Source organism: Rhizobium sp. P1_E1 (assembly GCF_056406015.1).
The window spans coordinates 1-23734 of sequence record NZ_JBFUAY010000090.1 but is presented as its reverse complement, the minus strand read 5'-3'; the positions used below and the strand labels follow the sequence as shown (position 1 = coordinate 23734).

Here is a 23734-nt window from a genome sequence, read left to right as displayed (position 1 = left end):
CTCGTCAAGGGTCGGTGCGAGCGTGCTTCCCGGAAACTTACCTGAAAGCGCAACGGCGGTTTCTCCGACATCAGGCGCGAAGGCCGCGACGAAGACGAGCGATTTGACGTTGGCGCTGTCTGCTGCTGCCTCATTGATGACTGAGCCACCGTAGGAGTGACCGACGAGAACAACGTCCGTCTTCAGTCCCGCCACCACTTTGCGCACGTAATCGCCATCCGACGTCACGCTTCGAAGCGGATTAGCAACCGCCACCACCGGATATCCATCCTTTTCCAAACGTGTAATTACGCCATTCCAGCTGGAGGCGTCGGCGAATGCGCCATGCACCAGCACGACCGTCGGCTTCTCGGCGGCGTAGGCATTCAAAAAGCTTCCCGCAGTGATTGCGGCGGCGGCGACAAACATCTTCAACATAGCTTAACTCCTTTTGTATCGCGTACGATTATTTAATGCACAATATTTTAGAAAGCAAGTCTTGGAATCCCGYTCACCTCGATTTGAAGATTGCGATGAGCCTTTGAGGTCGCGCTCATTGCTCAGACCAGGCCCGACAACTATGCCGGCCTATTGCCACATCCGGCTCGAACTCGACAAAACTCTTGCGATTCCGCCGGGCCTGGCCACTTGTCGTATTCAAAGGCGCCAGGGCTCTAATTGCAGCCAGGCGAAAGTTCAGTGGCAGATCAGTTAATCCCCTGCCGGCCGGGAGAGAAACCGCACAGCCTACTCCCCCATCGATTGGTAGAGCCAGTCGGATAGCTTTTCGGTCGCCACCCGTGCACCTGCCTCAGGAAGCAGCGCGTCTTCAGTCAATTCAACCCCGAAATACGATGCGGATGGATCCGTCACCACCTGCCGCTCATCCTCATTCGCGGTGAGATAGATCCGGGCGATTTCGTCGATACCGAATTGTTCCGGGCCRCTGATTTCGGCGATATCGTCCAAGGGCGCTCCGACTGCCAATTCCGCCAGCAATGCGGCGACGTCGCTCGCTGCGACCGGCCTCATGAACGCCGGGGGCAATCGAAACACATCGCCATCAGCACCGGTATCGATCAATCCGCTGATGAACTCGTAAAACTGTGTGGAGCGGAGAATAGTGTAGGGTCGGCCTGAAGCCCTGATGAGATTTTCCTGCACCATTTTCGCGCGAAAATAATCGCCTTCCACGAGACGAGGCGTGCCGACAACAGAGAGTGCAAGATAGTGCCTGACGCCAGCCTCGGTCGCGGCCGCGAGCAAATTCTTCGTCGAAGCCTTGAAAAAATCCAGTGCAGCACGGTCGCCGAATGATGCGGCATTGGTCACATCGACAATGACTTCGGTTCCCGCCACGGCCGCTTCGAGACCCTTGCCCGAAACCGTATCGACACCCAGCGACAATGATGCGGCCATTACCTCGTGACCTGAGCGGCGCAAGTTCTCGCTGAGCCGCGTTCCGATAAGGCCGCTTGCTCCAACCACCGTGATTTTCATATCAGCATCCTCCATCGCATGCCGTCTTCCCAAACCGCGGCACCCTTTCGGGCGACATGCATTATAGCCGCCGAGTTGCGCGGCGCGAACGGCGACACAATGACCGGAAAGCCAGACCCCTTCCACTATGTAAGAGGTCTAGCGGCTTAGACTTGGGATATAGCGGAGCCATCCCGAAGGTTAGGAAGACCAATCGGCAAGACGGAACGACATGCCGGTCTTCGTTCGCGCGGAAAATTCCGACCCGGCGCGGCGGCTACATCCCCGCGCAATGCATGGGTTTCCATGAGTTGCGGTTGCAATGTGGCGGGGTTACGGTTCGAATATGAGCCCGCCAGACCCGAAATTGAGAACAACGACAGTACGAAACGCTGACGATCCCCTGACTTTGTCTGTCCTGCAGGAACAGCTGATGATCAGCGTCTGGTCGCACCGCCCCCAACTCCTGCACCTGGGGCTTTTTATTGCGGCCTATGTGCTGGCCTGCGGATTCGCGCAGTCGCTCGCGATCGTCCCTGGAACAGGTATTTCCATCTGGCCAGCGGCGGGGCTTTTCATCGCGACACTTGTCGTCGCATCCGGCTACAGCTGGCCTTGGTGGGTGCTGGGAGGCTGCCTGGCTGAATTGTTCAGCAATTTTCTGTGGTTCCACAGTCCACTGCCTGCGGCTTTCCTGATCTACATCGGCAACGCCCTTGAAGCGGTTGCCGGGGCATGGCTCGTCAACCGGACCTTGACGCGGCCGGTTCGGTTGGAGACCTTGCAGGAGGTTCTCGCATTCGTCGTACTGGGGGCTGGGATCGCGCCCATCGTCAGCGCGACCGTGGGAAGTGCGACCCTGGCGTGGTTTGGCATACAATCGCAATCCTTCGCAGCGGCTTGGCCTCTATGGTGGATCGGGGACGCCACCGGCGTCCTGATCGTAGCGCCGCTGGCACTGGTCGTGTTTCACAGCTGGCGTGGCAAGACCCGGCTCTCGGCCGCGCAATGGGTGGAAGCTTGCGTCCTGGCACTGATCTTTCTCGGCGTTGCCGCTCTTTCTCTGAGCGGCTACCTCCCCTTCGCATACATCATCATGCCGCCTCTTCTTTGGGCCGCGGTTCGCTTCGAGTTCAAAGGCGCTGCCGTATCCTTGGCTCTCCTCGCCCTGATCACGGCGCTGTTCACGATAACAGGCACCAGCCAATTTGCCGGCGATCCCGAATCCCAGAAGCACAAGCAGGTCATGCTGCAGCTTTTTCTGGCCATCTCGGCATTTTCGGCGCTCATCGTGGCCGCCATATCCCGGCAGCACCAGCTGGCAGTGCTCACATTGCGCCAAAGCCTGGATACGCTGCGCGACCGCGAGCGGGAACTCTCGCAGCTCGTGGATATGGTTCCGAGCCACGTCTGGCGTCTGACCCCTGACGGTGAGCCGACCTTCTTTAACAAACGGATGATCGATTTTCTCGGTCTCGATGTGGCGGATTTCGACAAGCCCGGCATGAGCCGGCTGGAGGCTGTCCTGGAGGCCACCGTTCATCCCGAGGACGCGGCGGGGTTCGGAGATGCCCTTCGCCATTGCCTCGTTACCGGCGAAAGCTTCGCCATGCGGTATCGACTGCGCCGCGCCGACGGCCTCTATCGCTGGATGTCGAGCCGTGCCGAACCGATGCGGGATCAGTCGGGGCGCATCGTTCAGTGGTACGGTCTTTGTCACGATATCGACGATCAGGTTCATGCCGAAGAGGCTGTGCGGCGGAGCCAGCAACAGCTTCAGCAGATCATAGACGCCGTACCGGTCCGCATCTGGAGTGTGGAGCCCACCGGCGGCTCGTTCTATTTCAACAAGCGGTATCAGGATCATTTCCGCTCCGTTATCGCCGATTTCGACGCTCTCGGTGAGCCGCGCATCGACGATCTGCTGCAGCAGCTGGTTCATCCCGAAGACGCTCCCGACGTTCAGCGTACGCTCAGGAACTGCTTCGAAACCGGCGGCGGCTGCGCGATGCGATTTCGCTGGCGCGAAAAGGATGATGTCTACCGCTGGGCAGAGTGCCGGGTGGAGCCGCGGCGCGACGAAAACGGAACGGTCGTGGAATGGTATGGCGTTTCTCTCGACATCGACGATGAGGTGCGTGCGCTGGAGGCGTTACGCGAACGTGAGCGGGAGCTGTCATTGCTCGTCGATATGGTCCCCGTTCATATTGCCCGCATGGCGCCCAGCGGCGAGCCGACCTTCTTCAGCAAGCGTACCCTCGAATCCATCGGGGTGGATGACGTCGCGGCTTGGGACAAGCCGGACGTCAGCCGCTCGGCGGCCATCATCGGGGCGACAGTCCATCCCGAGGATGCACCCCGCATGAGAGAGGTGCTCAGCCATGCCCTCGCCACCGGCGAACCCTACACCATAAGGTATCGTCGGCGCCGTGCGGACGGCGAATATCGCTGGATGGAGGGTCGCGCAGAACCATTGCGGGATGAAAACGGAATTATTCTACAATGGTACGCTGCTGCACTCGACATCGACGACGAGGTGCGCGCGCAACAGGCCCTACGAGAGCGGGAACGCGAGCTGTCACAGCTCGTCGACATCGTTCCGAGCCTTCTCTGGCGGTTGGACTCGCAGGGCGAGCCGACTTTCTTCAACAAACGGCTGATCAATTTTCTGGGACTGGACGTTGCCGATGCAGACAAGCCCGGCATGAACCGTCTTTCCGCCATCATGGAAGCCGCCGTCCACCCTGACGATGCGGAGAGCCTCGCCGAGGCGCTCGACCATTCCTTCGTCACCGGCGAGCGCTTCTCCAAGCAATATCGCCTGCGGCGCGCCGACGGCATCTACCGCTGGATGAAAGGCAGCGCGGAGCCTCTGCGGGACGAGAGCGGCCGGATCGTCCAGTGGTACGGTCTGACGCATGACATCGACGATCAGCTGCGAGTCGAGGACGCGCTGCGAGAGAGAGAACGCTCGCTCTGGCAGATCGTCGAAACGCTGCCGGCAATGATCGATTGCGCGGCGCCTGATGGAGAACCGGTATACCGAAACCCTCAGCTCCGCGACTTCCTCGGATATAATCTCGAAGAGCTGGACGGAACGGGGAAAACCCGGCTGGACGGCACACTCGATGCCGGTGTTCATCCCGACGACGTGGCGGGGGTCAAAGAGAACTATGCCCATTCATTGTCCACCGGCGAGCCCTATGCGCGCAGGCATCGTCTGCGGCGCCACGATGGTGAATATCGCTGGGTTGAGACGCGTGCGGCGCCGATGCGCGATGCCGACGGCATCATCGTCCAGTGGAATGTCATCTGCCTTGATATCGACGGTGAGGTTCGGGCGGAGGAAGATTTGCGTCAGGCGCGAGAGGGCCTTGCACGGGCGAGCCAGGTGGCGAGCCTCGCCGAGCTTTCGGCCTCGATCGCGCACGAGGTGAACCAGCCGCTCGCGGCCGTCGTGGCCAACTCACATGCCTGTCAGCGCTGGCTCATGGCCGAACCGCCGAATATGGAGCGGGCGCAGAGGACGGTGGAGCGCATCATCCGGGATGCTAACTCAGCGGCAGATGTCGTCAGCCGTATCCGCGCCTTGTTCAAGCAATCCGCAGACCGCAGGATCCACACGACGCTCTCCGGCGTCGTCGACGAAGCGCGCAACCTCATGGCCGACGAAGCAGCGCGCCGCCGCGTTCGGATCGACATGGGCATCGACGGCAACCTTCCGCTGGTCGCAATCGACCGCGTCCAGATCCAGCAGGTGCTGATCAATCTCATCCGCAACGGCATCGAGGCGATGGACGCCGTTGCAGACGACAGGGTGATCGAGATCCGTGTGCAGCATATGGGGAATGCCGTCCGGACCGAAATCAGCGACCACGGCCCGGGCATCGAGTTTCCCGAGAGGATGTTCGAGCCGTTCTTCACGACGAAAGAAAATGGCATGGGCATGGGACTGGCAATCTGCCGCTCGATTGTCGAGCTGCATGGCGGACGATTGTGGGCCGAGAAGAACAATCCGCGCGGAGCGACGTTGATCTTCACCTTGCCCATAGAAACGAAGGCGGCGCCATGACAGCCGATGACCATATTGTCTTCATCGTTGATGACGATGGACGCATTCGGGAAGCGCTCGGCGAGCTGCTGGAATCGCATGGCATGCGCGCCATCGCCTTCGAATCAGCCTGCGATTACGTCAGAGCGGACAAGCCGGATGTCCCCGCCTGCCTCATCCTCGATATCGAGCTGCCTGACATCAACGGCCTCGATCTGCAGAAACAGATCGCCGACAGGGACCATCCGCCGATCGTGTTCATCACAGGACACRGCGACATCCCCTCCTCCGTGCGTGCGATCAAGCATGGCGCGGTGGATTTCCTGACCAAACCCTTCAGCGACGCGGACCTGATGGCGGCAATTCACGCGGCGATCGCTGAGGATCGGGAGAAGAGATCGCAACGCGCCGAACTCGACATGCTGAGGCAACACTATCTCGACCTGACGCCGCGAGAGCGCGAGGTGCTGCCTCTCGTGGTCAGCGGCCTTCTCAACAAGCAAGCAGCAGCCGAATTGGGGATCAGCGAAGTGACGCTGCAGATCCACAGAAGAAATGTGATGCAGAAAATGGCGGCGGCATCGCTCGCCGATCTCGTGCGGATCGCGGAGAGATTGGAAATACCGATAACCCACTCGCGCCGAGTGGGAGGGAATTGAACATGAACAAGACAAGACATGTGGTGGCAATTGTCGATGACGATCCAAGGCTGCTTGAATCGATGGGCGACCTTCTGGAATCCGCGGGTTATGTGGCTCGCAGCTTCTCGTCGGCGGGCTCGCTGCTCGTCAACGGGCTATCGGACCTCGACCTGCTCATCACCGATATCGGAATGCCTGGCATCGACGGCTTCGAACTTCGCGACCTGGTGAGGAAATCACGCCCGGAGCTGCCGGTATTCCTGATCACGGGCCGCCACGAGATAGCAGATCAGGGCCGCGCTCAAGGCGTGGGCGGATTTTTCCGCAAGCCTTTCGATGCCCAGGCGCTGCTGGCGGCCATCGCCAACGCTTTGCATAAATCGACAGATGGAGGGTAACATGAGAGTTGACCAGCCGTTGCTGCGGAAATCGGCGCCGTTATCGTTACAGTGCAGTTGTGAAGAGAACCAGCCGCTCGTCATTATCGTCGATGACGACGCCTCCGTTCGCGAGGCGCTGTCGGAGCTGATCCTGTCGGYTGGCTTCCAGTCGACCAGTTTTGCCTCGACCCGCGAACTGCTTGACGCCGATATCCTGGATTGCCCCGGCTGCCTGATCCTCGATGTGCGCATGCCGGGAGCAAGCGGCCTCCACCTGCAGCGCCATCTGGCTGAAAACGGCATATCCAAACCGATCATCTTCCTGACCGGGCATGGCGATATTCCGATGACCGTCCAGGCGATGAAGGCCGGCGCCGTGGATTTTCTCACCAAACCGGTGCGGGACCAGACGCTGCTCGACGCCATCACAGCGGCCATTGCGATGGATGCCGAACGAAGGGCGGAAGCCGCGGTCGCCGAGCGCAATATCAAGCGCTTGGAGACGCTGACGCAGCGCGAGCGCGAGGTTCTGCATGAAGTGGCGCGCGGACGCCTCAACAAGCAGATCGCCTTCGATCTCGGCATCAGCGAAGTGACGGTCAAGCTGCATCGCAGCAATGTCATGCACAAGATGGAGGCCGCCTCCATCGGCGAATTGATCCGAGCGTGGGAAACACTGCCCATGCAGATGCGCCAGGCTGGCGCGCGCTAAAACGCGTCGCGTCAATCCGGATCATCGACGCGCGCTTCAAGTCATTGATTTATGCTTTTAGCCGCGTGTCTTCCAATGGTGGAAGATACCGGCCTCGAACATCATCTGCGGCCGCTGTCCATTTGAGGCGAGTCGTATCCGATTTGCGCCAAAAAAAGCGATGCGGCGCCGGCAATGGGTTTCGGTCTCGCTCTCATGCGGTAATCCTAAATTAAAGCTCGGGGATATGACCTGGTGCCCAGCTTTGGTTCCCTAAAGGAGATCTCGCCGTGAACAATCAATCGTCAACCGCGCCCTCCCCTGAAACCAACGCCTTCGAAAACGAAGCAAACTTCTTGTCGGCTATGGGGAATGCCAAACGGCTTCACATTCTGCATCTGCTGGCCGAGGGGGAAATGTCCGTGAGCCTCCTGGCCGACGAGGTGGGCTTGAGCCAATCTTCGACGTCCCAGCATTTGGCAATTCTTCGAGAACAGGAACTCGTGCAGACGCGAAGAGCTGCTCAGACGATCTACTATTCACTTCAATCCGGCGCGGCCAGGGCAATGCTCGATACGCTCGCTGACATCTTCGGATCGTACCGTCGCACCGAAGTAGAATGTGTCCGAGCCCTGGGCACCCAATAAAAAATACGAAACGTCGATCCTACACAGCTGATGGTTGGCGCCGCGGCAGCGAAGAGCAGCGCAATGGCGAAGAACGCGGTTTCGAGGAGATGACTGCGGCTTGAGTGTAAGCACCAAGTCCCGCGATGCCTCGCCGACATGCCCCTCGAACACATCGATCCCTGATGTACGTTTGATGTACCCCTCCTAGACCACCGTGTGATTACGCCTCCATTGCGAATGGAGATAATGAACCACATCAGGAACGGAACAGTCAGGACGAAACGACCATGAGTATGGACAACACCTCATACCCCGGCAGACTGGAACCCGGCGAGCTGGTTCCGTCGCGCTATGCGCTTGATATCGGCGAGATTGACGTAACGGCGGTCAGCGATGGGATGCGAGCGCTGCCAGGCGCGATGTTGGGCCACAACGCTGGCCCGGCCGTCCGGGCGGACGGAGGCGATCATGGACGTATATGAGGCAGTCAAAAGTCGACGATCGGTGCGCGGGTTCAAAGACAAGCCTGTGGAGAGGGAGGTGCTTGAGCGTGTGCTGTCCGCCGCAGCTTGGTCGCCGTCAGGATCGAACATCCAGCCGTGGAACACCTACGTGATGACTGGCGCGCCGCTGGCTGAGCTCAAGACGTCCGCCGTCGAGCGCGTGGCCCATGGCGACGCCTGGGACAAGCGGCAGTACGAGATGTACCCGCCCGCACTGAAGTCCCCCTATGGGGAGCGCCGGTCCGCCTTCGGCAAGGAGCGCTACAGCGCGCTCGGTATTGCGCGCGAGGATTGGGAGGCGCGCCAGCGGGCAGCAATCGCCAACTGGAACTGTTTCGGCGCGCCCGCCGCCCTGTTCTGCTACATCGATCGTGACCTGGGCCTGCCCCAATGGGCCGACGTCGGCATGTATCTGCAGACGGTCATGCTGCTGCTCCGCGCCGAAGGTCTTCACAGTTGCCCGCAGATGGCGTGGTCGCAGGTTCGCGAGACGGTCGCGGAGGTCCTGTCACCCCCCGACGGGCTCATCCTCTTCTGCGGCATGTCGATCGGGTACGAGGACCCCACGGTCAGTTATGCCCGTACAGGCCGCGCCCCGCTCGGCGAGACGGTCACGTTCCTCGGCGAATAGTGACTTGCCATCATCATGCGAGATATTGGAGAACGCCATGACCACGCATAAAGTAGGTTATCTCATCGGCAGCCTGGCCAAGGGCTCGATCAACCGCAAGCTCGCCAAGGCGTTGGTGCGGTTCGCGCCGCCGGAACTTGAAATGTCGGAGATATCCTTCAAGGACCTGCCGCTCTACAGCTACGACTATGACGCCGACTACCCTCCGGCTGGCAAGACATTCAAGGCGGCAATCGCAGCCGTCGACGCCGTGCTGTTCGTTACGCCCGAATACAATCGATCCATACCCGGCGGGCTGAAAAACGCAATCGACTGGGCGAGCCGCCCCTACGGCACCAACTCGTTCACACGTAAGCCGTCAGCGGTGATCGGCACGTCGCCGGGCGCGATAGGCACAGCAGTCGCCCAGCAGAATTTGCGCAGCGTGCTCAGTTTCTGCAACTCTCCCCAGATGAATGCCCCGGAAGCCTACATCCAGTTCACGCCGGGCCTGATCACCGATGACGGCGAGGTCACGAAAGACACCACCGCCGATTTCCTTCGCACTTTCATGCAGGACTTCCATGTCTTCATCGCAAGGGTTCGCTCAGTGCTGCCGAAAGATGCCTAGAGCCCTGCGGGAGCTGGCCGCGTCCATCCGGGCGGCCAGCTCCTGTTTTTAAAGGGGGCAATGCCCTCAGGCGAAGGCGTAGGAGCCGTCGGGCCGCTTCGGCACGCGCCGCTGCCAATGGATGTAGCCTTCCTCTTCCATCGCCTTCTCGTCCATTTCGACGCCCCAGCCGGGCCGGTCGGGACGCAGCTCCAGATAGCCGTCCTTCGGCAGATMGGGATCGACGACGTAACGGGTTTCCCCCTCCCGCTTCTCGATATCGAGGCCGCCATAGACGTAGGCCTGTCCCTTTGGCAGCCGGTATTCGAGGATACGGAAATTCTGTGCCGCCGCAGAAAAATGAACGTTGACCGCCGTCGCAAGTGGACCCATCGGGTTGTGCGGCGCCACGCCGACGAAGAAGGCTTCGGCGAGGGTGGCAATACGGCGCATTTCGCTGATGCCGCCGACGACGCAGATGTCGGGCTGGATGAGGTCGGCGCCCTTGACCTGCAGCAGGCGCAGGAACTCGTTTCTGTTATAGAGCGACTCGCCGGTCGCCAGCACGCAGTTGAGCCCCTGTTTCAGATCGCCCCAAGCCTCGATATTTTCAGGACGCAGCGGCTCCTCGAAAAACAGAGGGTCGTAGGGCGCCAAGGCATTRCCGAGTTGCCTTGCGGCGATCGGCTCGAAAATCTTCGCATGGGCGTCGAAGGCGATCTCATATTCGTCATTGACCGTTTCGCGCAGCGAGCGGAAATAATCCGCCGAGGCTTTGACGACATTGCCCCAGCGATTGGAGTGCATGTCGATACGCCAGGGGCTGAGCTTGAAGGCGGTGAAACCCCACCCTTCCTTCAGACGATCGAACTCGTCGCGGGCCGCCGGTGCATCCGGTGCGGTATAGACGCCGGCATAGACCTTGATGCGGTCGCGCACCTCGCCGCCCAGCAGCTTGTAGACCGGGACGTTTGCCGCCTTGGCGGCGAGGTCCCACAGGCAGTGATCGAGTGCGGAGATCGCGGCAAGGCCGAGCGCGCCCGGCGGGAACCGGCTTTGCTGGATCAACAGATTGACGAGATAGTCGACGCGTGTCGGATCCTGGCCGGACAGAAATTCGTAAAGATAATCCAGGAGCGGCGGAAGCGCCTTGTCGGGGCCGTGATTGTAGCATTCGCCCCAGCCCGTTAGCCCGTCATCGGTGTCGAGCGCGACGATCACGCGGGGACGGTCCTTGTCGCGGGTCATGAAAACCCGCATGCGGTCGATCTTCATCTTTCTGTCCTTCTAGCGATTGAAATAGGTGCGGCGTGACAGGCGCGTCTGCACGTAGAGATGCTCGTTGTCGGTTCCGGGATTGTAGGCGCCGGCACTTTGCGGCACCGAGACATTGCCGTTGCTGGGGAAGCGCGCCACGAAAGCCTCGTCGATATCGCAGCCAAGTCCCGGGCCATCAGGAACGGCGATCAAGCCGTCAACCTGTTGCGGATGCGGCACGATCGTCTGGCGGCGGCCGTCCCAGTCATCGTCGAGGCGCTCGAGAATGAGGGCGTTCGGGATCGCCGCAAGCAGATGCAGAGCCGCATATTCCGCCACCGGCCCGAGCGAGCCCGAATGCGGCGCCATCTGGATATGATGCGCCTCGGCCATGGCAGCGATCTTCTTCATCTGGGTGATGCCGCCGGCCCGGCCCGTGTCCGGCTGGATCACGTCCACCAGCTCCTTTTCGATGAGCTCGCGCTCGCCGAAGATAGTCGCCGAACGTTCGCCGGCCGCAAGCGGCACATGCGCTGCGTCGCGGATGCGCCGGTAGCCGTCGAAATTCTCCGGCGCGATCGGATCTTCCACCCACATCAATTCATAGGGTTCAAGCGCCCGAACCAGCCGGCAGGCATCCGCAGGCGTCAGCCACGGCGGTCCATGCAGATCGATGGCGATGTCCATGTCGTCGCCGACGGCGTCACGCAACGCGGCGACCTTGCGGACCGGATCGGCGACACCGCCGCATTTGATCGCCTTTATGCCGCGCGCTTTGAGGGCAAGCGCTCGCTCGGGCGTATTCGCATGCGAATAGATCGGGATCCGGTCACGCACCTTGCCGCCGAGCAGCATCCAGACAGGCACGCCGAGCGCCTTGCCCTTGACGTCCCAAAGCGCCATGTCGATGCCGGTCATCGCACCGCCGCCGACCGTCCCGAGCATGCCGTGGCCCATCATGGCGATATGCATCTTCTGCCACAGCCGTTCGATATGAGCCGGATCTTCGCCCACGAGGAGTGGCGCGAGATCATGGATCGCCGTCTCGACGACGCGCGGCCAGCCCGAGCATTCACCGATGCCGGTAATGCCCTCGTCGGTATCGATCTTCAGAAAAAGCCAGTTTCTGGTGCCGCCAAACTGCTTGGAGGCGCCACCGCCAGAACGTTGGTCGGAAGCCCAGTTCGCGGGGTCGGGCTGACCGACATGCATGAGAAAAGTACGGATCCCGGTGATTTTCATCGCTGAAAAGTTCCATTTTTCAGAATGTCCGGCGCGACGTAGCGGAAACGCCGCGAATGATCGCGATCGCGCGGATCGGGGCGCGGGATCGCTGATATGAGCGCCTGCGTATAGGCGTGCTCGGGCGTGCGGCAGACCTTCTCCGCATCGCCAATTTCGACGAGCTGGCCTTTGTACATGACGCCGACACGGTCGCACATGTAGCGGATAACGCCGATGTCATGGCTGATGAAGATATAGGCGAGACCGAGTTCGTCCTGCAGGCGCATCAACAGATCGAGCACCTGCGAGCGCACGGAGACGTCGAGCGCCGAGGTTGYCTCATCGGCAACGATGACACGCGGATTGAGGGTGATGGCGCGGGCAATGCCGATGCGCTGGCGCTGGCCGCCGGAGAATGCGTGCGGGTAGCGTTCGCGCGCCCTCGGGTCGAGGCCAACCTGTTCCATCAGATGGCAAACGCGCTCCTCCAGCGCCCGCCCCTTTGCGACGCCATTGACGAGCAGCGGCTCGCCGATGATCTGGGAGACGGTCATGCGCGGGTTGAGGGAGCCGAAAGGATCCTGAAACACCATTCGCAATTCCCGCCTTGCGGCGGCAAGCGTCTGACCTTTTGCCGTTGCCAGATCGATGATGTCGCCGTCGGCGCGGCGATAGAGGATTTCACCTGCAGTCGGATCGATCAGCCGCATGATCGAGCGGCCCATCGTCGTCTTTCCGGAGCCGCTCTCGCCGACGATGCCCAGCGTTTCGCCCGGCAGAAGCGAAATGGAAACATCGTCCAGCGCTTTCACCTCACCGAAATCCATCGATACATTGCGGAGTTCGAGGATCGGTGGCGCCGTCGTATCGAGCGGCGCGCGCGCCTGCCGGATTTCGGCCTTTGCTTCCAGCTTCAGCACCGAGCCGATCAGCATGCGGGTATAGTCGTCTTGCGGCGCATGAAAAATCTGCTCGACCGGCGCATATTCCTTGGCGACGCCGTTGTGCATGACGAGCACATCGTCGGCAATCTGCGCCACGACGCCCATGTCATGCGTAATGAACAGAACGGCCATGCCCTTGGCCTTCTGCAGCCTTGCGATCAGGTCGAGAATTTCGGCCTGGGTCGTCACGTCGAGGGCCGTGGTCGGCTCGTCGGCGATCAGCAGTTGCGGTTTGCAGGCGAGCGCCATGGCAATCATAGCGCGCTGACGCATCCCGCCGGAATATTGAAAGGCATATCGGTCCAGCGCTTTATCAGGCGAGGGAATTTCGACCTGCTTGAGCAGCGATATGGCTTCAGCGCGCGCCTCTGCCTTGCTCATCCTGGTGTGAAGGCGAAGCGCCTCGACGATCTGGTTGCCGACCGTGTGGATCGGCGACAGCGACGACATCGGCTCCTGGAAGATCATGGCGATGTCGCGGCCGCGGATCGCTCGGATCTGACGCCCGCGCGGATTGAGGCTGGTCAGATCGATCGAGCCGCCGTCCTGATTGTTCAGTATGATCGATCCGCCGGATATGCGGCCGGGCGCATCGACGATCTGCAGGATCGATCGCGCCGTCACCGACTTGCCGGATCCGCTTTCGCCGACGACACAGAGCGTCTTGCCCGGCTCGATCGAGAAAGACAGATCGCTAACGGCGCGAAAGACGCCGGTGCGCAGAGGAAACTCGACCGTCAGATTTTTCACCTGGAGCAGCGGCCTACCGGCAATGGGAACGATATCGGTCATGCCGGCCTCATTTGTTGTAGGGATCGGCCGCATCGCGCAGGCCGTCGCCGAGAAGGTTGAGCGCCATCACGGCGACCACGACGGCACAGCCCGGCATGAAGAGCCATGGCGCGGTGGCGATCGAGCGAATGTTCTGGGCCTCGCGCAGAAGCACGCCCCAGGAGATGGTCGGTGGCTGCAGACCGAGCCCGAGGAAGGAGAGAGAGGTTTCGGCAAGGATCATCGCCGGCACCGCAAGCGTGATCGACGCGATGATATGGCTGGCAAAGCTCGGCAACATGTGGCGAAAGATGATGCGCCTTTCGCGAACACCGTCGAGCCTCGCGGCGGCGACGAATTCCTCGGTGCGCAAAGACAGGAAGCGGCCGCGAACGACGCGGGCGAGCTGTGCCCAACCCGTCAGCGACAGGATGATCGTGATCATCATATATTGCAGCGTCGCAGGCCAGTCCTGTGGCAGCGCCGCGGCCATTGCCAACCAGATCGGGATCGTCGGCAGCGACAGCACAAAATCGATCACCCGCTGCAGGAAGAAATCGATGCGGCCGCCGTAATATCCCGAGATACCGCCGAGCACGATGCCGAGCATGAGCGAGAAGAAGACACCGACGAGGCCGATCGACAACGAGATCTGCGAGCCTTGGACCGTTCGGCTGAAGACATCGCGCCCAAGCCTGTCGGCGCCGAACAGAAGCAATGGCGTCGTCTTGTCGGGTGAGGCGATCAGATGGATGTTGGTCCTGAACAGGCCGAACACCGAATATTCGTAGCCGCGCCCGAAGAACTCGACGTCGACACGTTTTGTCGTGTCTTCCTTGAAGATGGCGGCCAGCGTCTCAGGATCGCGGGTCAGCTTCATCGGATAATAATGCGGGCCGAAGGAGAACCCGTTCTGCGTATCGATCAGATGCAATCTCTGCGGCGGGTGAAAAGTCGCCCGCGCATTTTGCAGGTTCGGATCGTTGATGGCGAAAAAGCCGGGAAGCAGGGCGACGATATACATCAGCACGGTGACGACGAGCGCCACCATGGCCAGCCGATGCCGGCGGAAAGCCCACCAGATGAGCTGCCACTGCGACGCGACGGCGGCGCGATCCGGCGGAATGTTCGTAACGGTGATGTCGGCCATGTAAGGCTCCTATTCCAACCGGATGCGGGGATCGACCAACGCAAGCAGGATGTCGCTGATCAAAGAGCCTATCAGCGTCAGCGCGCAGATCAGCAGAACGAAGGCGCCGGCGAGATACATGTCCTGGGCCATCAGCGCCTGCAGCAGCAAAGGTGCTGCCGTCGGCAGATTGAGGACGATGGCGACGACGACCGAGCCGGAAATGAGGTTGGGCAGCAGCCAGGCAATCGTCGAGATGAACGGATTGAGCGCGATCATCAGAGGATATTTCATCAGCAGCCGGAACTCAGAGAGACCTTTTGCCCGTGCCGTTGTGACGTAAGGCTTCGGCAGCTCATCGAGCATGTTCGCGCGCATGACGCGGATGAGGCTCGCCGTCGAGGAGACGGCAAGGATGATGACGGGAAGCCAGAGATGCGAGAAGAGGTCGACCATCTTGGCGAAGCTCCAGGACGCGTTCTCATATTCCGGCGAAAAGAGCCCGCCGACATCCTGTCCGAATTCGACCGCCGCGACATACATCAGTACCAGCGCCAGCAGGAAGGACGGAACGGCCAGGCCGAAAAAGGTGAAGGCAGTGAAGAAATAGTCGCCGATCGAATATTTGCGCACCGCGGAATAGACTCCGATCGGCAGTGCGATCGCCCAGGTAGCGATCAATGTCGACAGAGCCAGAACGAGCGTCAGCGCCATACGCTCCCAGATCAGGTCAGAGACCGGCTGCTGCCATTCGAAGGAAATGCCGAAATCGCCGCGTGTAAGAATGCCCCATATCCATTTGAAATATTGGATGAGCATAGGGTCGCCGAGGCCGAAGCGCTCGCGCAACTGCGCCGCCGTGTTCTGATCGACGATCTCGTTGGAGGCTGCCAGCGTCGCAATATAGGTCGTAACATAATCGCCTGGCGGCAGCTGGATCAGCACGAAAGCGAGGAAGCTGACGGCAAACAGCGATGGAATCATCCATAGGAAGCGTTTGGCGATAAAGACCAGCATAAGGCGCCTCTTGCATTGAACGCCGCCCACCCGGCCTTGTCGGCCGTCAGGACCGGCAAGGCATCTCGGAGGGCGAACTGAAAGAAAGCGCCGTACCGTCGGGCACGGCGCTTAAGACGAAAATCAGCTCGTGAAGGTGAATTGCTGCGGCATTGCAGGGCCGGGATTGGGCCAGGACCAGCTATCCGGCTCCTTCTCGGGAACATTGCGCAGATTGTTGCGGATGATGCCGAAACCGCCGACAGCAAGGCAAAGGCCGACGGTCTCGAACTCCTCAGCCGCGATGTCGAAGATCTGCTTCATGATCGCGCCGCGTTTGTCGAGATCAGCCGTCGAACGTGCTTCGTCGAAGAGCTTCATGCGCTTCTTCTGGCTTTCCGGCGGTTCTTCGCCACGTGCACCGTTGGAGGTGTACCAAAGCGTCCACGGAATGGCATAACGCGAGCCCTGCGGATGGAAAGCGAAGAAATCGCGCGGATCGAGCATCGGATCGAGACCGCCAGGGCCCGGCCATACCGCCGCATCATGGGCATTGTCGTCGCCGCGGGTGTAATAGAGCGCCCGCTCGATCGTGTTGACCTTCATGTCGATACCGATCTGGGCCCAATGCGTCTTGACCAGTTCCAGGGCATCGACGAGGTCGGGATAGAGCGTCGGAATGACGTCGATCGAGAAGAATACTTTCTGGCCGTCGGGCCTCAGCCGGAAACCGTCGCCGCCTTTCTTGTAGCCGGCCTCATCGAGCATCGCGCCTGCCTTGTCGGCGTCATATTCAGTGAACTGGCGTGCGTATTTCTCGTTATACCAGGGATGGGTCGGACGCGGCCCAGCCTGGTAGGGCTCGCTCTGTCCGAAATAGACGATGTCGATGAGTTCCGGGCGATTGATGCCGATCGAGAGCGCTTGCCGGAACGCCTTATCCGCAAACATCTTGCGCATGGCAGGATCTTTGTGGGTGATGTTGAAGTAGATCTGGCACTGTTGCGAGGCCGAAGGCACGAGCGTCAGCAGCCGATAATCGCCTTTCTCCATGTTCTTGGACAGCGTCGGCTTGTTGGCCAGAACGCTGATATGGCGTTCCTGGATGTCGATCTTTCCCGAGATGACATTCAGCATCAGCGATTCGACGTCCTGCGAGATGCCGAAGTTGATTTCATCGATGTAGGGAAGCTGGTTGCCCTCGGTATCGACCTGCCAGAAATAAGGGTTGCGGGTCATGACGACGCGCGTCGCGCCACCGGCATAGGGCTCCTTGATCACCCATGGATCGAGTGTCGGCTTGTCGACATTACCCCATCGCGACGGGATCTCGATGTCGCCGCAACGGCTGCGGAACAGCTCCGTCCAACTGGTGACGCCGGCCTTCTTCGCATCGGCCTCGATATTCGGATTATATTTCGGCAGGAACTGGCTGCAGTAGTGCTTCGGGAACAGCGTCGGATGCTGACCAAGCGGCGTGGCGAGGTTTTCCAGATAAAGCGCGTTGGCGGCCGCAAAGGTGAACTTCACCGTATAATCGTCGATCTTCTCGACGGTGACCGGCTTGCCGGCGACCGCAAGCTGCGCCGGTGTCGAGCTGTAAAGCTCGGTGTTCTTGACGCAATCTTCGATCGCGAAGACAACGTCATCGGCCGTAAAGGGATGACCGTCCGACCAGCGCACGCCTTCGATGAGATGGAACGTGAATTGCGTTGCGTCATCGCTGACTTCCCAGCGTTCGGCAAGGTTCGGCTGCACGGCGGTAAAATCGAGGTTCCAGCGCACGAGGCTCTGGTTGCCGACCATGCGCAGGATGCCGTTATGGTCGGATGAACCGCGAAGGCCTCGGCGCAGCGAACCGCCGTAGGTGCCGACTTTCTCGAACGGCGTCACGACCATCGGCTTTTTCGGCAGGCGCTCGGCGAGCGGCGGCAGCTTTCCATCCTTGGCGAGTTGCGCAAGTGCTGGCGCTTCGCCACCTGCGGCAGAGACGCGACCGGCGATAGACAGCGCCGCGACACCAGCCATGCCGCCAAGTACGGCGCGGCGGGTGACACCACGCGACAGTATTTCATTGGCCATCGAATTCCTCCCTTTTGTGCCGGCGCAGCCTTTGCCCCGGCCGATGCGGCGGGCTCCCGACCCGCCGCCGCGCCCTCCTCGGCGCTACGACCTGAACCATAGACACGTTCGCAAATGATTACAAGAGTTGACAGATAATTACAAATTTTGTAGCGATGCAGCATCGAAATACGATGTTGTGCCGCTGAAATACGGCCAGCAGGATCAAAAACGTTCGATCTGTCAGATGCTGTGCGCCGCCCTGAACATCATGGTCGGCGACAGCCAGGGTGCGACCGTCAACGCCGTCGCATGGCGTCGAGAGACGAGAGAAAAGGACCAGAATGACATTTACGGTCGATGCCGTTTCGAACAGGGGCGCAACGCGCTTCAGCGACATCATCTACGAGAAGATCGTGGGGATGATCGCCGACGGCAACTTTCCGGTGAACGAACGACTGCCACCGGAGACGAAGCTTGCCGCAGATTTCGGCGCATCGAGACCCGTCGTGCGCGAAGCGCTTGAACGCTTGAGAGCCGACGGCTTGGTCGTTTCGCGCAAGGGTTCCGGTTCCTATGTCAGGCAAAGGCCGGATTCGTCGATGCTGAAAATGGTGCCGGTCGGCTCCTTGGCCGATGTCCAGCGGTTCTTCGAATTCCGCGCCGGTCTCGAAGCCGAGGCGGCGGAGCTTGCCGCACGGAACTGGCAGCCGGCCGACAAGGAGCGGATAACGGCAGCGCTTCTTTCGATCGAACAATGCCTGCGCAACGGAGAGCTTGGTGCCGAGGAAGACCAGGCTCTGCATGACGCAATTGCCATGGCGACCGGTAACCAGTTCCACATCACGCTGCGCGAGTGGTTCAAGCCGCATTTCGCCATCGGGCATTCCGTTACGAGAAGCTTGAGCTTGAAGCGGACGCCGGAACAGATCCGCAGCGTCCAGGACGAGCATGCGGTGATCGTCGAGGCAATCTTCGCGCACCGGGAAACCGAAGCGCATGATGCGATGAAAAAACACATACTGAATGCTCGCGCCCGCATGTTCCAAGGCGTGTGAGCACAATGGGAGGAGAAATGATGAAACGGGTCGCCATGACGGGTGCTGCCGGACGTGTAGGAACTCTGCTGCGCCCGCTCCTTCGGTCGCATGTCGAGCACCTCAGCCTGATCGATCTCCAGGAGCCTGACGAGCTTGGCGAAAACGAGAGCTTCCTAAAGGCCGATCTTACAAAGCTCGACGAGGCGACGGCTGCGCTGAAGGATGTCGACGGTGTGGTTCATCTCGCCGGCATTGCAAGCGGCATCGACATGAACGCCATTCTGCACGCGAACGTGCTTGGAACATACAATCTTTACGAAGCGGCGCGGACCAACAAGGTCCAGCGGGTCGTCTATGCATCGAGCAACCATGCCACGGGCTTTTATCCGCGCGGCCAACTCGTGTCGCCGCTCGACCCGATGCGCCCCGACAGCCCTTATGGACTTTCCAAATGCTGGGGCGAACTTGTGGCGGGGCTGTATTACGACACATCAGGCATTCGCTCTCTTTCCATCCGCATCGGCAATGCGGGCACCTATCCCAACAGCGAGCGATCTGTTGCGATCTGGATCAGCGCGCGAGACCTGGCGCAATTGGTCAGGATCGGCCTGTCGCACCCGTTGATCGCAGCAACGGTGGTTTATGGCGTTTCTGATGCCGAGGAGATCTGGTGGGACAACGGTCTGGCGGCACGATTGGGCTACCAGCCACAGGACCGGCCGCGCGATCACGCCCGCATCGAGGAGGGATCCGAAGGGCCGGTCGCGCTTGCGTTCCAGGGTGGCGGGTTCTGTGAGATCAATCACGACGGCACCATCCGCATGCGCGACGCCGAGGGTCTGGCCACGAGCCTGGAGACAGTTGAATGACGGCCCCGCTAGTCATCCGCCCGGACGTCCGTTCCGTGATCCAGCAGCCGCTGACGGTTGGTGAATCGCCGGTATGGGACGAGGAGACCGGCACTTTGTGGTTCGTCGATATTCAGGCGCCGGCGCTCGTCCGGCTCTCGGGTTCAGGAAAGATCGACCGCTTCGACATGCCGACAGCAATCGGCGCCCTCGGGCTTTGCCGCGATCACAAGATCGTCGTGGCGCTTCAGACGGGCGTCCATCTCTTCGATCCCGCCTCTGGAGATTTTGAGCTCGTGTCCGATCCAGTCGGGCGACACATCAACTGCCGCCTCAATGACGGAAAGGTCGGCCCCGACGGGCACTTCTGGATCGGCTCGATCAGCGAAGCCAAGCCGCAGATCGATGATGCCGCACTTTACCGCGTTAGCGCCGATGGCCGCACGCGGACCGTTGCAACCGGACTGACGAGCTCCAACGGCCTTGCCTGGTCGCCGGACGGCCGGCGGATGTATCACTCCGACAGCCGGCAATGCTTCCTGCAGGCATTCGACTTCGATCCTGATACGGGCGACCTCGGCGATGGGCGCCGGCTTCGCAGCTTTACGGAAGACGAGGGTCGTCCGGACGGAGCGACAACCGATCGCGATGGGTTCTACTGGAGCGCCGGCGTTTCTGCCGGTCGCCTCAACCGAATATCGCCCGAAGGCGAAATCGTCGAGATCTACATTCTGCCGGTCGCGGCACCGACAATGCCGTGTTTCGGAGGGCCGGATCTGCGCACCCTCTTTGTCACGAGCCTGTCGACGGACCGTACCGGACGTTTCGAGGCGGGGACGGTCATCGCCTTCGACGTGGATGCAAAGGGCCTGCCGCCCTTCCGCTTCGGGACCGGTCACCCTCCGGGATGACAGCGAGCCTCCCTTCGAAATGACAGCGAATAGATGGAAAGATAACGGGGAAGAAAGATGAGCATCGCAACCATGCGCAAGGCGCTTACAGGCGTATCGGGTGTTCCGGTCACCGCCTATGACGGCAAAGGTGAAGTCGAACCTCGGATCACGGCGAAAGTCTATGAGCGGGTCGCGGCAGCCGGCATTCACAACATTGTCGCTGCCGGCAATACCGGGGAATTCTATGCTCTGACGCCGCAAGAAATCAGGATCGTCCATGAGGCGGCGGTTTCAGGCGTCAACGGCAAGGCGCCGGTGACGGCGGCAATCGGCCGATCGCTGCGCGAGGCGATCGGCATGGCGAAAGATGCGGCCACGATCGGCGCATCCGCCGTCATGTCGCATCAGCCCGTCGATCCTTTCGCAGCACCTTCGTCCCAGATCGACTATTTCTGCAATCTTGCGGATGCTTCCACCCTGCCGCTCATCGCCTATGTCAGGGCCGAGGGTTTCAGTGTCGAAGATATCACCCGTCTCGCAAATCACGGCAATATTGCCGGCATCAAATTTGCCACCACCGATCTGATGCTGCTGTCCAGAGCGATCGCTGCAGCCGATCCGGCCGGCGCACTGTTCGTCTGCGGCCTGGCGGAGAGCTGGGCGCCGACATTTACGGCTGCGGGCGCGCGCGGCTTCACATCCGGTCTCGTCAATGTCGCGCCGCACCTGTCGCTTGCCGTTCACGATGCACTCGAAAGAGGAGACTTCGGCGCGGCAAGGGCTATCGTCAACCAGCTTGAACCGTTCGAGCGGATGCGGACCAAATTCCGCAATGGTGCGAACGTGACTGTCGTCAAGGAGGCCGTCACCTATTCCGGCCTCGATGTCGGCCCCGTGCGCGTGCCGGGATTGCCGCTGCTCGATCGGCATGACCGCGAGGAACTCCATCGGCTGCTTCAGCGCTGGGATGCCGCCGGCAACAACCAGATCCATCCACACCAGCAGGATTCCGCAAAGGCGGCCGGCTGAGTTCGACACGAGAGCGGCTCCGCTATTCATGGAAACGCGGAGCCGCTCTAACCCTTTGTTTTTACGCAATTCCGGACGGAAAACCGCTTCGCACTTTTCCTGGAATTGCTCTATTTCCGCAAACAACAGGATTGGGAGGTCTTGAGATGTTGAGACAGGTACTGACAACGATCGCAATTACCGGCGCCATGATGACGGCGCAGCCCAGCTTCGCGGCGTCGCCGCCCAATATGCTGGTGATCGGCACCAATCTCACGGGCATAAGGACGCTCGATCCGGCGCAGAACAACGCCCGCACGGTTTCCGAACTGATTTCGAACATTTACGACAACCTCGTGCAGCTGTCGCCGGACGACCTTAAAACGTTRAAGCCGATGCTCGCGACGCAATGGAGCGTCTCGGCGGATGGCAAGATTATCACGCTGACATTGCGCGATGATGCGGTCTTCCAGAGCGGCAACAAGGTGACGGCCGACGATGCGGCCTGGTCGATCCAGCGCGTCATCAAGATGGGCCAGGTCGGCTCCACCGACGTCGCTCTCTGGGGCTTTACACCCGACAACGTCGAAAAGCTTGTTCGGGCAAAGGACGAGCATACCCTCGAAATCGAGCTGCCGCAGGCTGTGAACACCGATCTGGTGCTCTATTCGCTTGCCGGCTCATCGATCGGCATCATCGACAAGAAGACGGCACTGTCGCATGAGGCAAATGGCGACTTCGGCGGTGCATGGCTTTCTGCCAATTCCGCCGGCAGCGGCCCGTTCGCTCTGACGCAATGGCGGCCGAACGACGTTGCGATCTTCAACGCACGGAAGGACTATTGGGGCGGGGCGCCGGCCATGGCTCGCGTCGTCGCCCGGCACATTCCAGAATCCGGCAACCTCAGACTGCAGCTCGAAGCCGGAGACGTCGATGTCGGCCAATACCTAGCAAGCGGCGACCTCGACGCCCTGTCCACCAAAAAGGACATGGTGATCGAAAGCGTTCCAGGCCTCGGTTTTTATTATATCGCGCTCAACCAGAAGGACCCGGATCTGCAGAAGCCGAAGGTTCGCGAGGCCTTCCAGCATGCCTTTGACTGGAAGGCGATCTCCGGCAACATCATGCGCTATACCGGCTTCCCCTGGCAGTCGATGATCCCGCGCGGCATGATCGGTGCCCCTGAGGAAGCTGCCTCACGTTACGATTACGATCCTGCCAAGGCCAAGCAACTGCTGGCGGAAGCCGGCTACCCCAATGGGCTGAAGAAGGTGCTCAATCCGTCAGGTGCGCCGACACTGCCCTTCGCCGAAGCGCTGCAGGCGAGCGCCCGCGCCGCCGGCCTCGATCTCGATCTCGTGCCAGGCGAATTCACGCCGGCCTTCCGCGAGCGAAAATACGAAGTGCTGCTTGGCAATTCCGGCGCCCGACTGCCTGATCCTTTCGCGGTAGCCACGCAATATGCCTACAATCCCGACAATAGCGACGAGGCGCGTCTCGGCAGCTATTATCTTTGGCGCACAGGCATGAAGGTGGACGAGCTCAACACACTCGTCGACCAATCGATGAAGGAGCGCGATACCGGCAAGCGCACGGATATCTTCAAGAAGATGGACGGCATTTACAGCGGCATGGCCTCGCCGCTCGTCATCTTCTTCCAGCGAACCGACCCTTATGTCATGCGCGCCAACGTCAAGGGCTATCATGGGCACACGACATGGTCGACGCGCTGGCATGACGTGACCAAGGAGTAGAACGCCGTGGCGAGCGCCGATCTGACATCGAAGCGAGAAAACAGCCTTCGTTCTACGGAGGGCGGGTTCGCCGATGCGGCCCCGCACCCTCTAATGAGCCTGTTGCGGCGCCTGGCAGGGCGCGCCGTCGCGGTCGTGACGACGCTGCTCGGCCTGCTCTTCCTGACCTTTTCGATGGGTCGCCTGCTGCCTGCCGACCCGGTGCTTGCCATCACCGGGGCGGAGGTCAGCAAGGA

At 60.7% G+C, this 23734-nt stretch carries 20 protein-coding genes and 1 pseudogene; 13 read left to right on the top strand and 8 right to left on the bottom strand.

Annotated elements, in window-relative coordinates; genetic code table 11:
* Positions 1-417: esterase/lipase family protein (locus AC1D1Z_RS24095; RefSeq protein WP_477851782.1), on the bottom strand; the 417-nt coding region annotated here is incomplete at its 3' end.
* Positions 418-726: 309 nt separating this feature from the next.
* On the bottom strand, positions 727-1479 hold the full coding sequence (locus tag AC1D1Z_RS24090) for an SDR family oxidoreductase (protein ID WP_026188707.1): 753 nt from the start codon (positions 1477-1479) through the stop codon (positions 727-729).
* Positions 1480-1891: 412 nt separating this feature from the next.
* Between AC1D1Z_RS24090 and AC1D1Z_RS24085 the strand changes: the two genes are divergently transcribed.
* The 7 genes from AC1D1Z_RS24085 (at position 1892) to AC1D1Z_RS24055 (ending at position 9594) form a co-directional block, all read left to right on the top strand.
* Positions 1892-5530 (top strand): PAS domain-containing protein, encoded by a 3639-nt coding sequence (locus tag AC1D1Z_RS24085; RefSeq protein ID WP_018245794.1) that lies wholly within the window; start codon positions 1892-1894, stop codon positions 5528-5530.
* On the top strand, positions 5527-6168 hold the full coding sequence (locus tag AC1D1Z_RS24080) for a response regulator transcription factor (RefSeq protein WP_477851780.1): 642 nt from the start codon (positions 5527-5529) through the stop codon (positions 6166-6168). The genes AC1D1Z_RS24085 and AC1D1Z_RS24080 overlap by 4 nt, the downstream gene beginning before the upstream one ends.
* 2 nt (positions 6169-6170) lie before the next feature.
* Positions 6171-6548 carry a response regulator gene (locus AC1D1Z_RS24075; protein ID WP_018516604.1) on the top strand — a complete coding sequence of 126 codons (378 nt, stop codon included), beginning with the start codon at positions 6171-6173 and terminating at the stop codon, positions 6546-6548.
* A gap of 1 nt (position 6549) precedes the next feature.
* Positions 6550-7242 carry a response regulator transcription factor gene (locus AC1D1Z_RS24070; RefSeq protein WP_477851779.1) on the top strand — a complete coding sequence of 231 codons (693 nt, stop codon included), beginning with the start codon at positions 6550-6552 and terminating at the stop codon, positions 7240-7242.
* A gap of 269 nt (positions 7243-7511) precedes the next feature.
* Positions 7512-7868: an ArsR/SmtB family transcription factor gene (locus AC1D1Z_RS24065; protein WP_018245798.1), complete on the top strand. Its 357-nt coding sequence runs from the start codon at positions 7512-7514 to the stop codon at positions 7866-7868.
* A 450-nt stretch (positions 7869-8318) separates the two neighbouring features.
* Complete coding sequence (locus AC1D1Z_RS24060; protein WP_018245800.1) at positions 8319-8984, top strand: nitroreductase; 666 nt, start codon at positions 8319-8321, stop codon at positions 8982-8984.
* Positions 8985-9021: 37 nt separating this feature from the next.
* Entirely contained in the window at positions 9022-9594 is a 573-nt protein-coding gene (locus AC1D1Z_RS24055) for an NADPH-dependent FMN reductase (RefSeq protein WP_018245801.1), read from the top strand.
* 66 nt (positions 9595-9660) lie between these two features.
* On the opposite strand, the gene AC1D1Z_RS24050 is transcribed toward AC1D1Z_RS24055, so the two are convergent.
* The 6 genes from AC1D1Z_RS24050 to AC1D1Z_RS24025 form a co-directional block, all read right to left on the bottom strand.
* Positions 9661-10848, bottom strand: a complete 1188-nt coding sequence (locus tag AC1D1Z_RS24050; RefSeq protein WP_477851778.1) for a galactarate dehydratase — start codon at positions 10846-10848, stop codon at positions 9661-9663.
* A gap of 12 nt (positions 10849-10860) precedes the next feature.
* Positions 10861-12072, bottom strand: coding sequence for a mandelate racemase/muconate lactonizing enzyme family protein (locus AC1D1Z_RS24045; RefSeq protein ID WP_018245803.1), 1212 nt, complete (start codon positions 12070-12072; stop codon positions 10861-10863).
* Positions 12069-13790 (bottom strand): ABC transporter ATP-binding protein, encoded by a 1722-nt coding sequence (locus AC1D1Z_RS24040; protein WP_477851777.1) that lies wholly within the window; start codon positions 13788-13790, stop codon positions 12069-12071. Before AC1D1Z_RS24040 ends, AC1D1Z_RS24045 begins: the two co-directional genes overlap by 4 nt.
* A gap of 7 nt (positions 13791-13797) precedes the next feature.
* Positions 13798-14919: an ABC transporter permease gene (locus AC1D1Z_RS24035; protein ID WP_018245805.1), complete on the bottom strand. Its 1122-nt coding sequence runs from the start codon at positions 14917-14919 to the stop codon at positions 13798-13800.
* A 9-nt stretch (positions 14920-14928) separates the two neighbouring features.
* Complete coding sequence (locus AC1D1Z_RS24030; RefSeq protein WP_018245806.1) at positions 14929-15915, bottom strand: ABC transporter permease; 987 nt, start codon at positions 15913-15915, stop codon at positions 14929-14931.
* A 123-nt stretch (positions 15916-16038) separates the two neighbouring features.
* Complete coding sequence (locus AC1D1Z_RS24025) at positions 16039-17976, bottom strand: ABC transporter substrate-binding protein (protein WP_018245807.1); 1938 nt, start codon at positions 17974-17976, stop codon at positions 16039-16041.
* A 323-nt stretch (positions 17977-18299) separates the two neighbouring features.
* Between AC1D1Z_RS24025 and AC1D1Z_RS24020 the strand changes: the two genes are divergently transcribed.
* The 6 genes and pseudogenes from AC1D1Z_RS24020 to AC1D1Z_RS23995 form a co-directional block, all read left to right on the top strand.
* Complete coding sequence (locus tag AC1D1Z_RS24020) at positions 18300-19013, top strand: FadR/GntR family transcriptional regulator (protein WP_020493434.1); 714 nt, start codon at positions 18300-18302, stop codon at positions 19011-19013.
* Between the two features lie 20 nt (positions 19014-19033).
* Positions 19034-19864, top strand: coding sequence for an NAD-dependent epimerase/dehydratase family protein (locus tag AC1D1Z_RS24015; RefSeq protein WP_026188708.1), 831 nt, complete (start codon positions 19034-19036; stop codon positions 19862-19864).
* On the top strand, positions 19861-20754 hold the full coding sequence (locus tag AC1D1Z_RS24010; protein WP_018245810.1) for an SMP-30/gluconolactonase/LRE family protein: 894 nt from the start codon (positions 19861-19863) through the stop codon (positions 20752-20754). The genes AC1D1Z_RS24015 and AC1D1Z_RS24010 overlap by 4 nt, the downstream gene beginning before the upstream one ends.
* 57 nt (positions 20755-20811) lie before the next feature.
* Positions 20812-21765: a dihydrodipicolinate synthase family protein gene (locus AC1D1Z_RS24005; protein WP_018245811.1), complete on the top strand. Its 954-nt coding sequence runs from the start codon at positions 20812-20814 to the stop codon at positions 21763-21765.
* A gap of 146 nt (positions 21766-21911) precedes the next feature.
* A complete protein-coding gene (locus AC1D1Z_RS24000) occupies positions 21912-23498 on the top strand; it encodes an ABC transporter substrate-binding protein (protein WP_018245812.1) in 1587 nt (528 codons plus the stop codon).
* 6 nt (positions 23499-23504) lie between these two features.
* Positions 23505-23734 (top strand): annotated as a pseudogene (locus tag AC1D1Z_RS23995) (ABC transporter permease); the annotation flags it as partial.

Bases quoted from the DNA above. Each gene is read 5' to 3' on its own strand.
- AC1D1Z_RS24020 (WP_020493434.1), top strand. From the start codon at position 18,300: ATGACATTTACGGTCGATGCCGTTTCGAACAGGGGCGCAACGCGCTTC.
- AC1D1Z_RS24055 (WP_018245801.1), top strand. From the start codon at position 9,022: ATGACCACGCATAAAGTAGGTTATCTCATCGGCAGCCTGGCCAAGGGC.
- AC1D1Z_RS24075 (WP_018516604.1), top strand. From the start codon at position 6,171: ATGAACAAGACAAGACATGTGGTGGCAATTGTCGATGACGATCCAAGG.
- AC1D1Z_RS24030 (WP_018245806.1), bottom strand. From the start codon at position 15,915: ATGCTGGTCTTTATCGCCAAACGCTTCCTATGGATGATTCCATCGCTG.
- AC1D1Z_RS24085 (WP_018245794.1), top strand. From the start codon at position 1,892: ATGATCAGCGTCTGGTCGCACCGCCCCCAACTCCTGCACCTGGGGCTT.
- AC1D1Z_RS24035 (WP_018245805.1), bottom strand. From the start codon at position 14,919: ATGGCCGACATCACCGTTACGAACATTCCGCCGGATCGCGCCGCCGTC.
- AC1D1Z_RS24015 (WP_026188708.1), top strand. From the start codon at position 19,034: ATGAAACGGGTCGCCATGACGGGTGCTGCCGGACGTGTAGGAACTCTG.
- AC1D1Z_RS24005 (WP_018245811.1), top strand. From the start codon at position 20,812: ATGAGCATCGCAACCATGCGCAAGGCGCTTACAGGCGTATCGGGTGTT.
- AC1D1Z_RS24025 (WP_018245807.1), bottom strand. From the start codon at position 17,976: ATGGCCAATGAAATACTGTCGCGTGGTGTCACCCGCCGCGCCGTACTT.
- AC1D1Z_RS24045 (WP_018245803.1), bottom strand. From the start codon at position 12,072: ATGAAAATCACCGGGATCCGTACTTTTCTCATGCATGTCGGTCAGCCC.
- AC1D1Z_RS24060 (WP_018245800.1), top strand. From the start codon at position 8,319: ATGGACGTATATGAGGCAGTCAAAAGTCGACGATCGGTGCGCGGGTTC.
- AC1D1Z_RS24010 (WP_018245810.1), top strand. From the start codon at position 19,861: ATGACGGCCCCGCTAGTCATCCGCCCGGACGTCCGTTCCGTGATCCAG.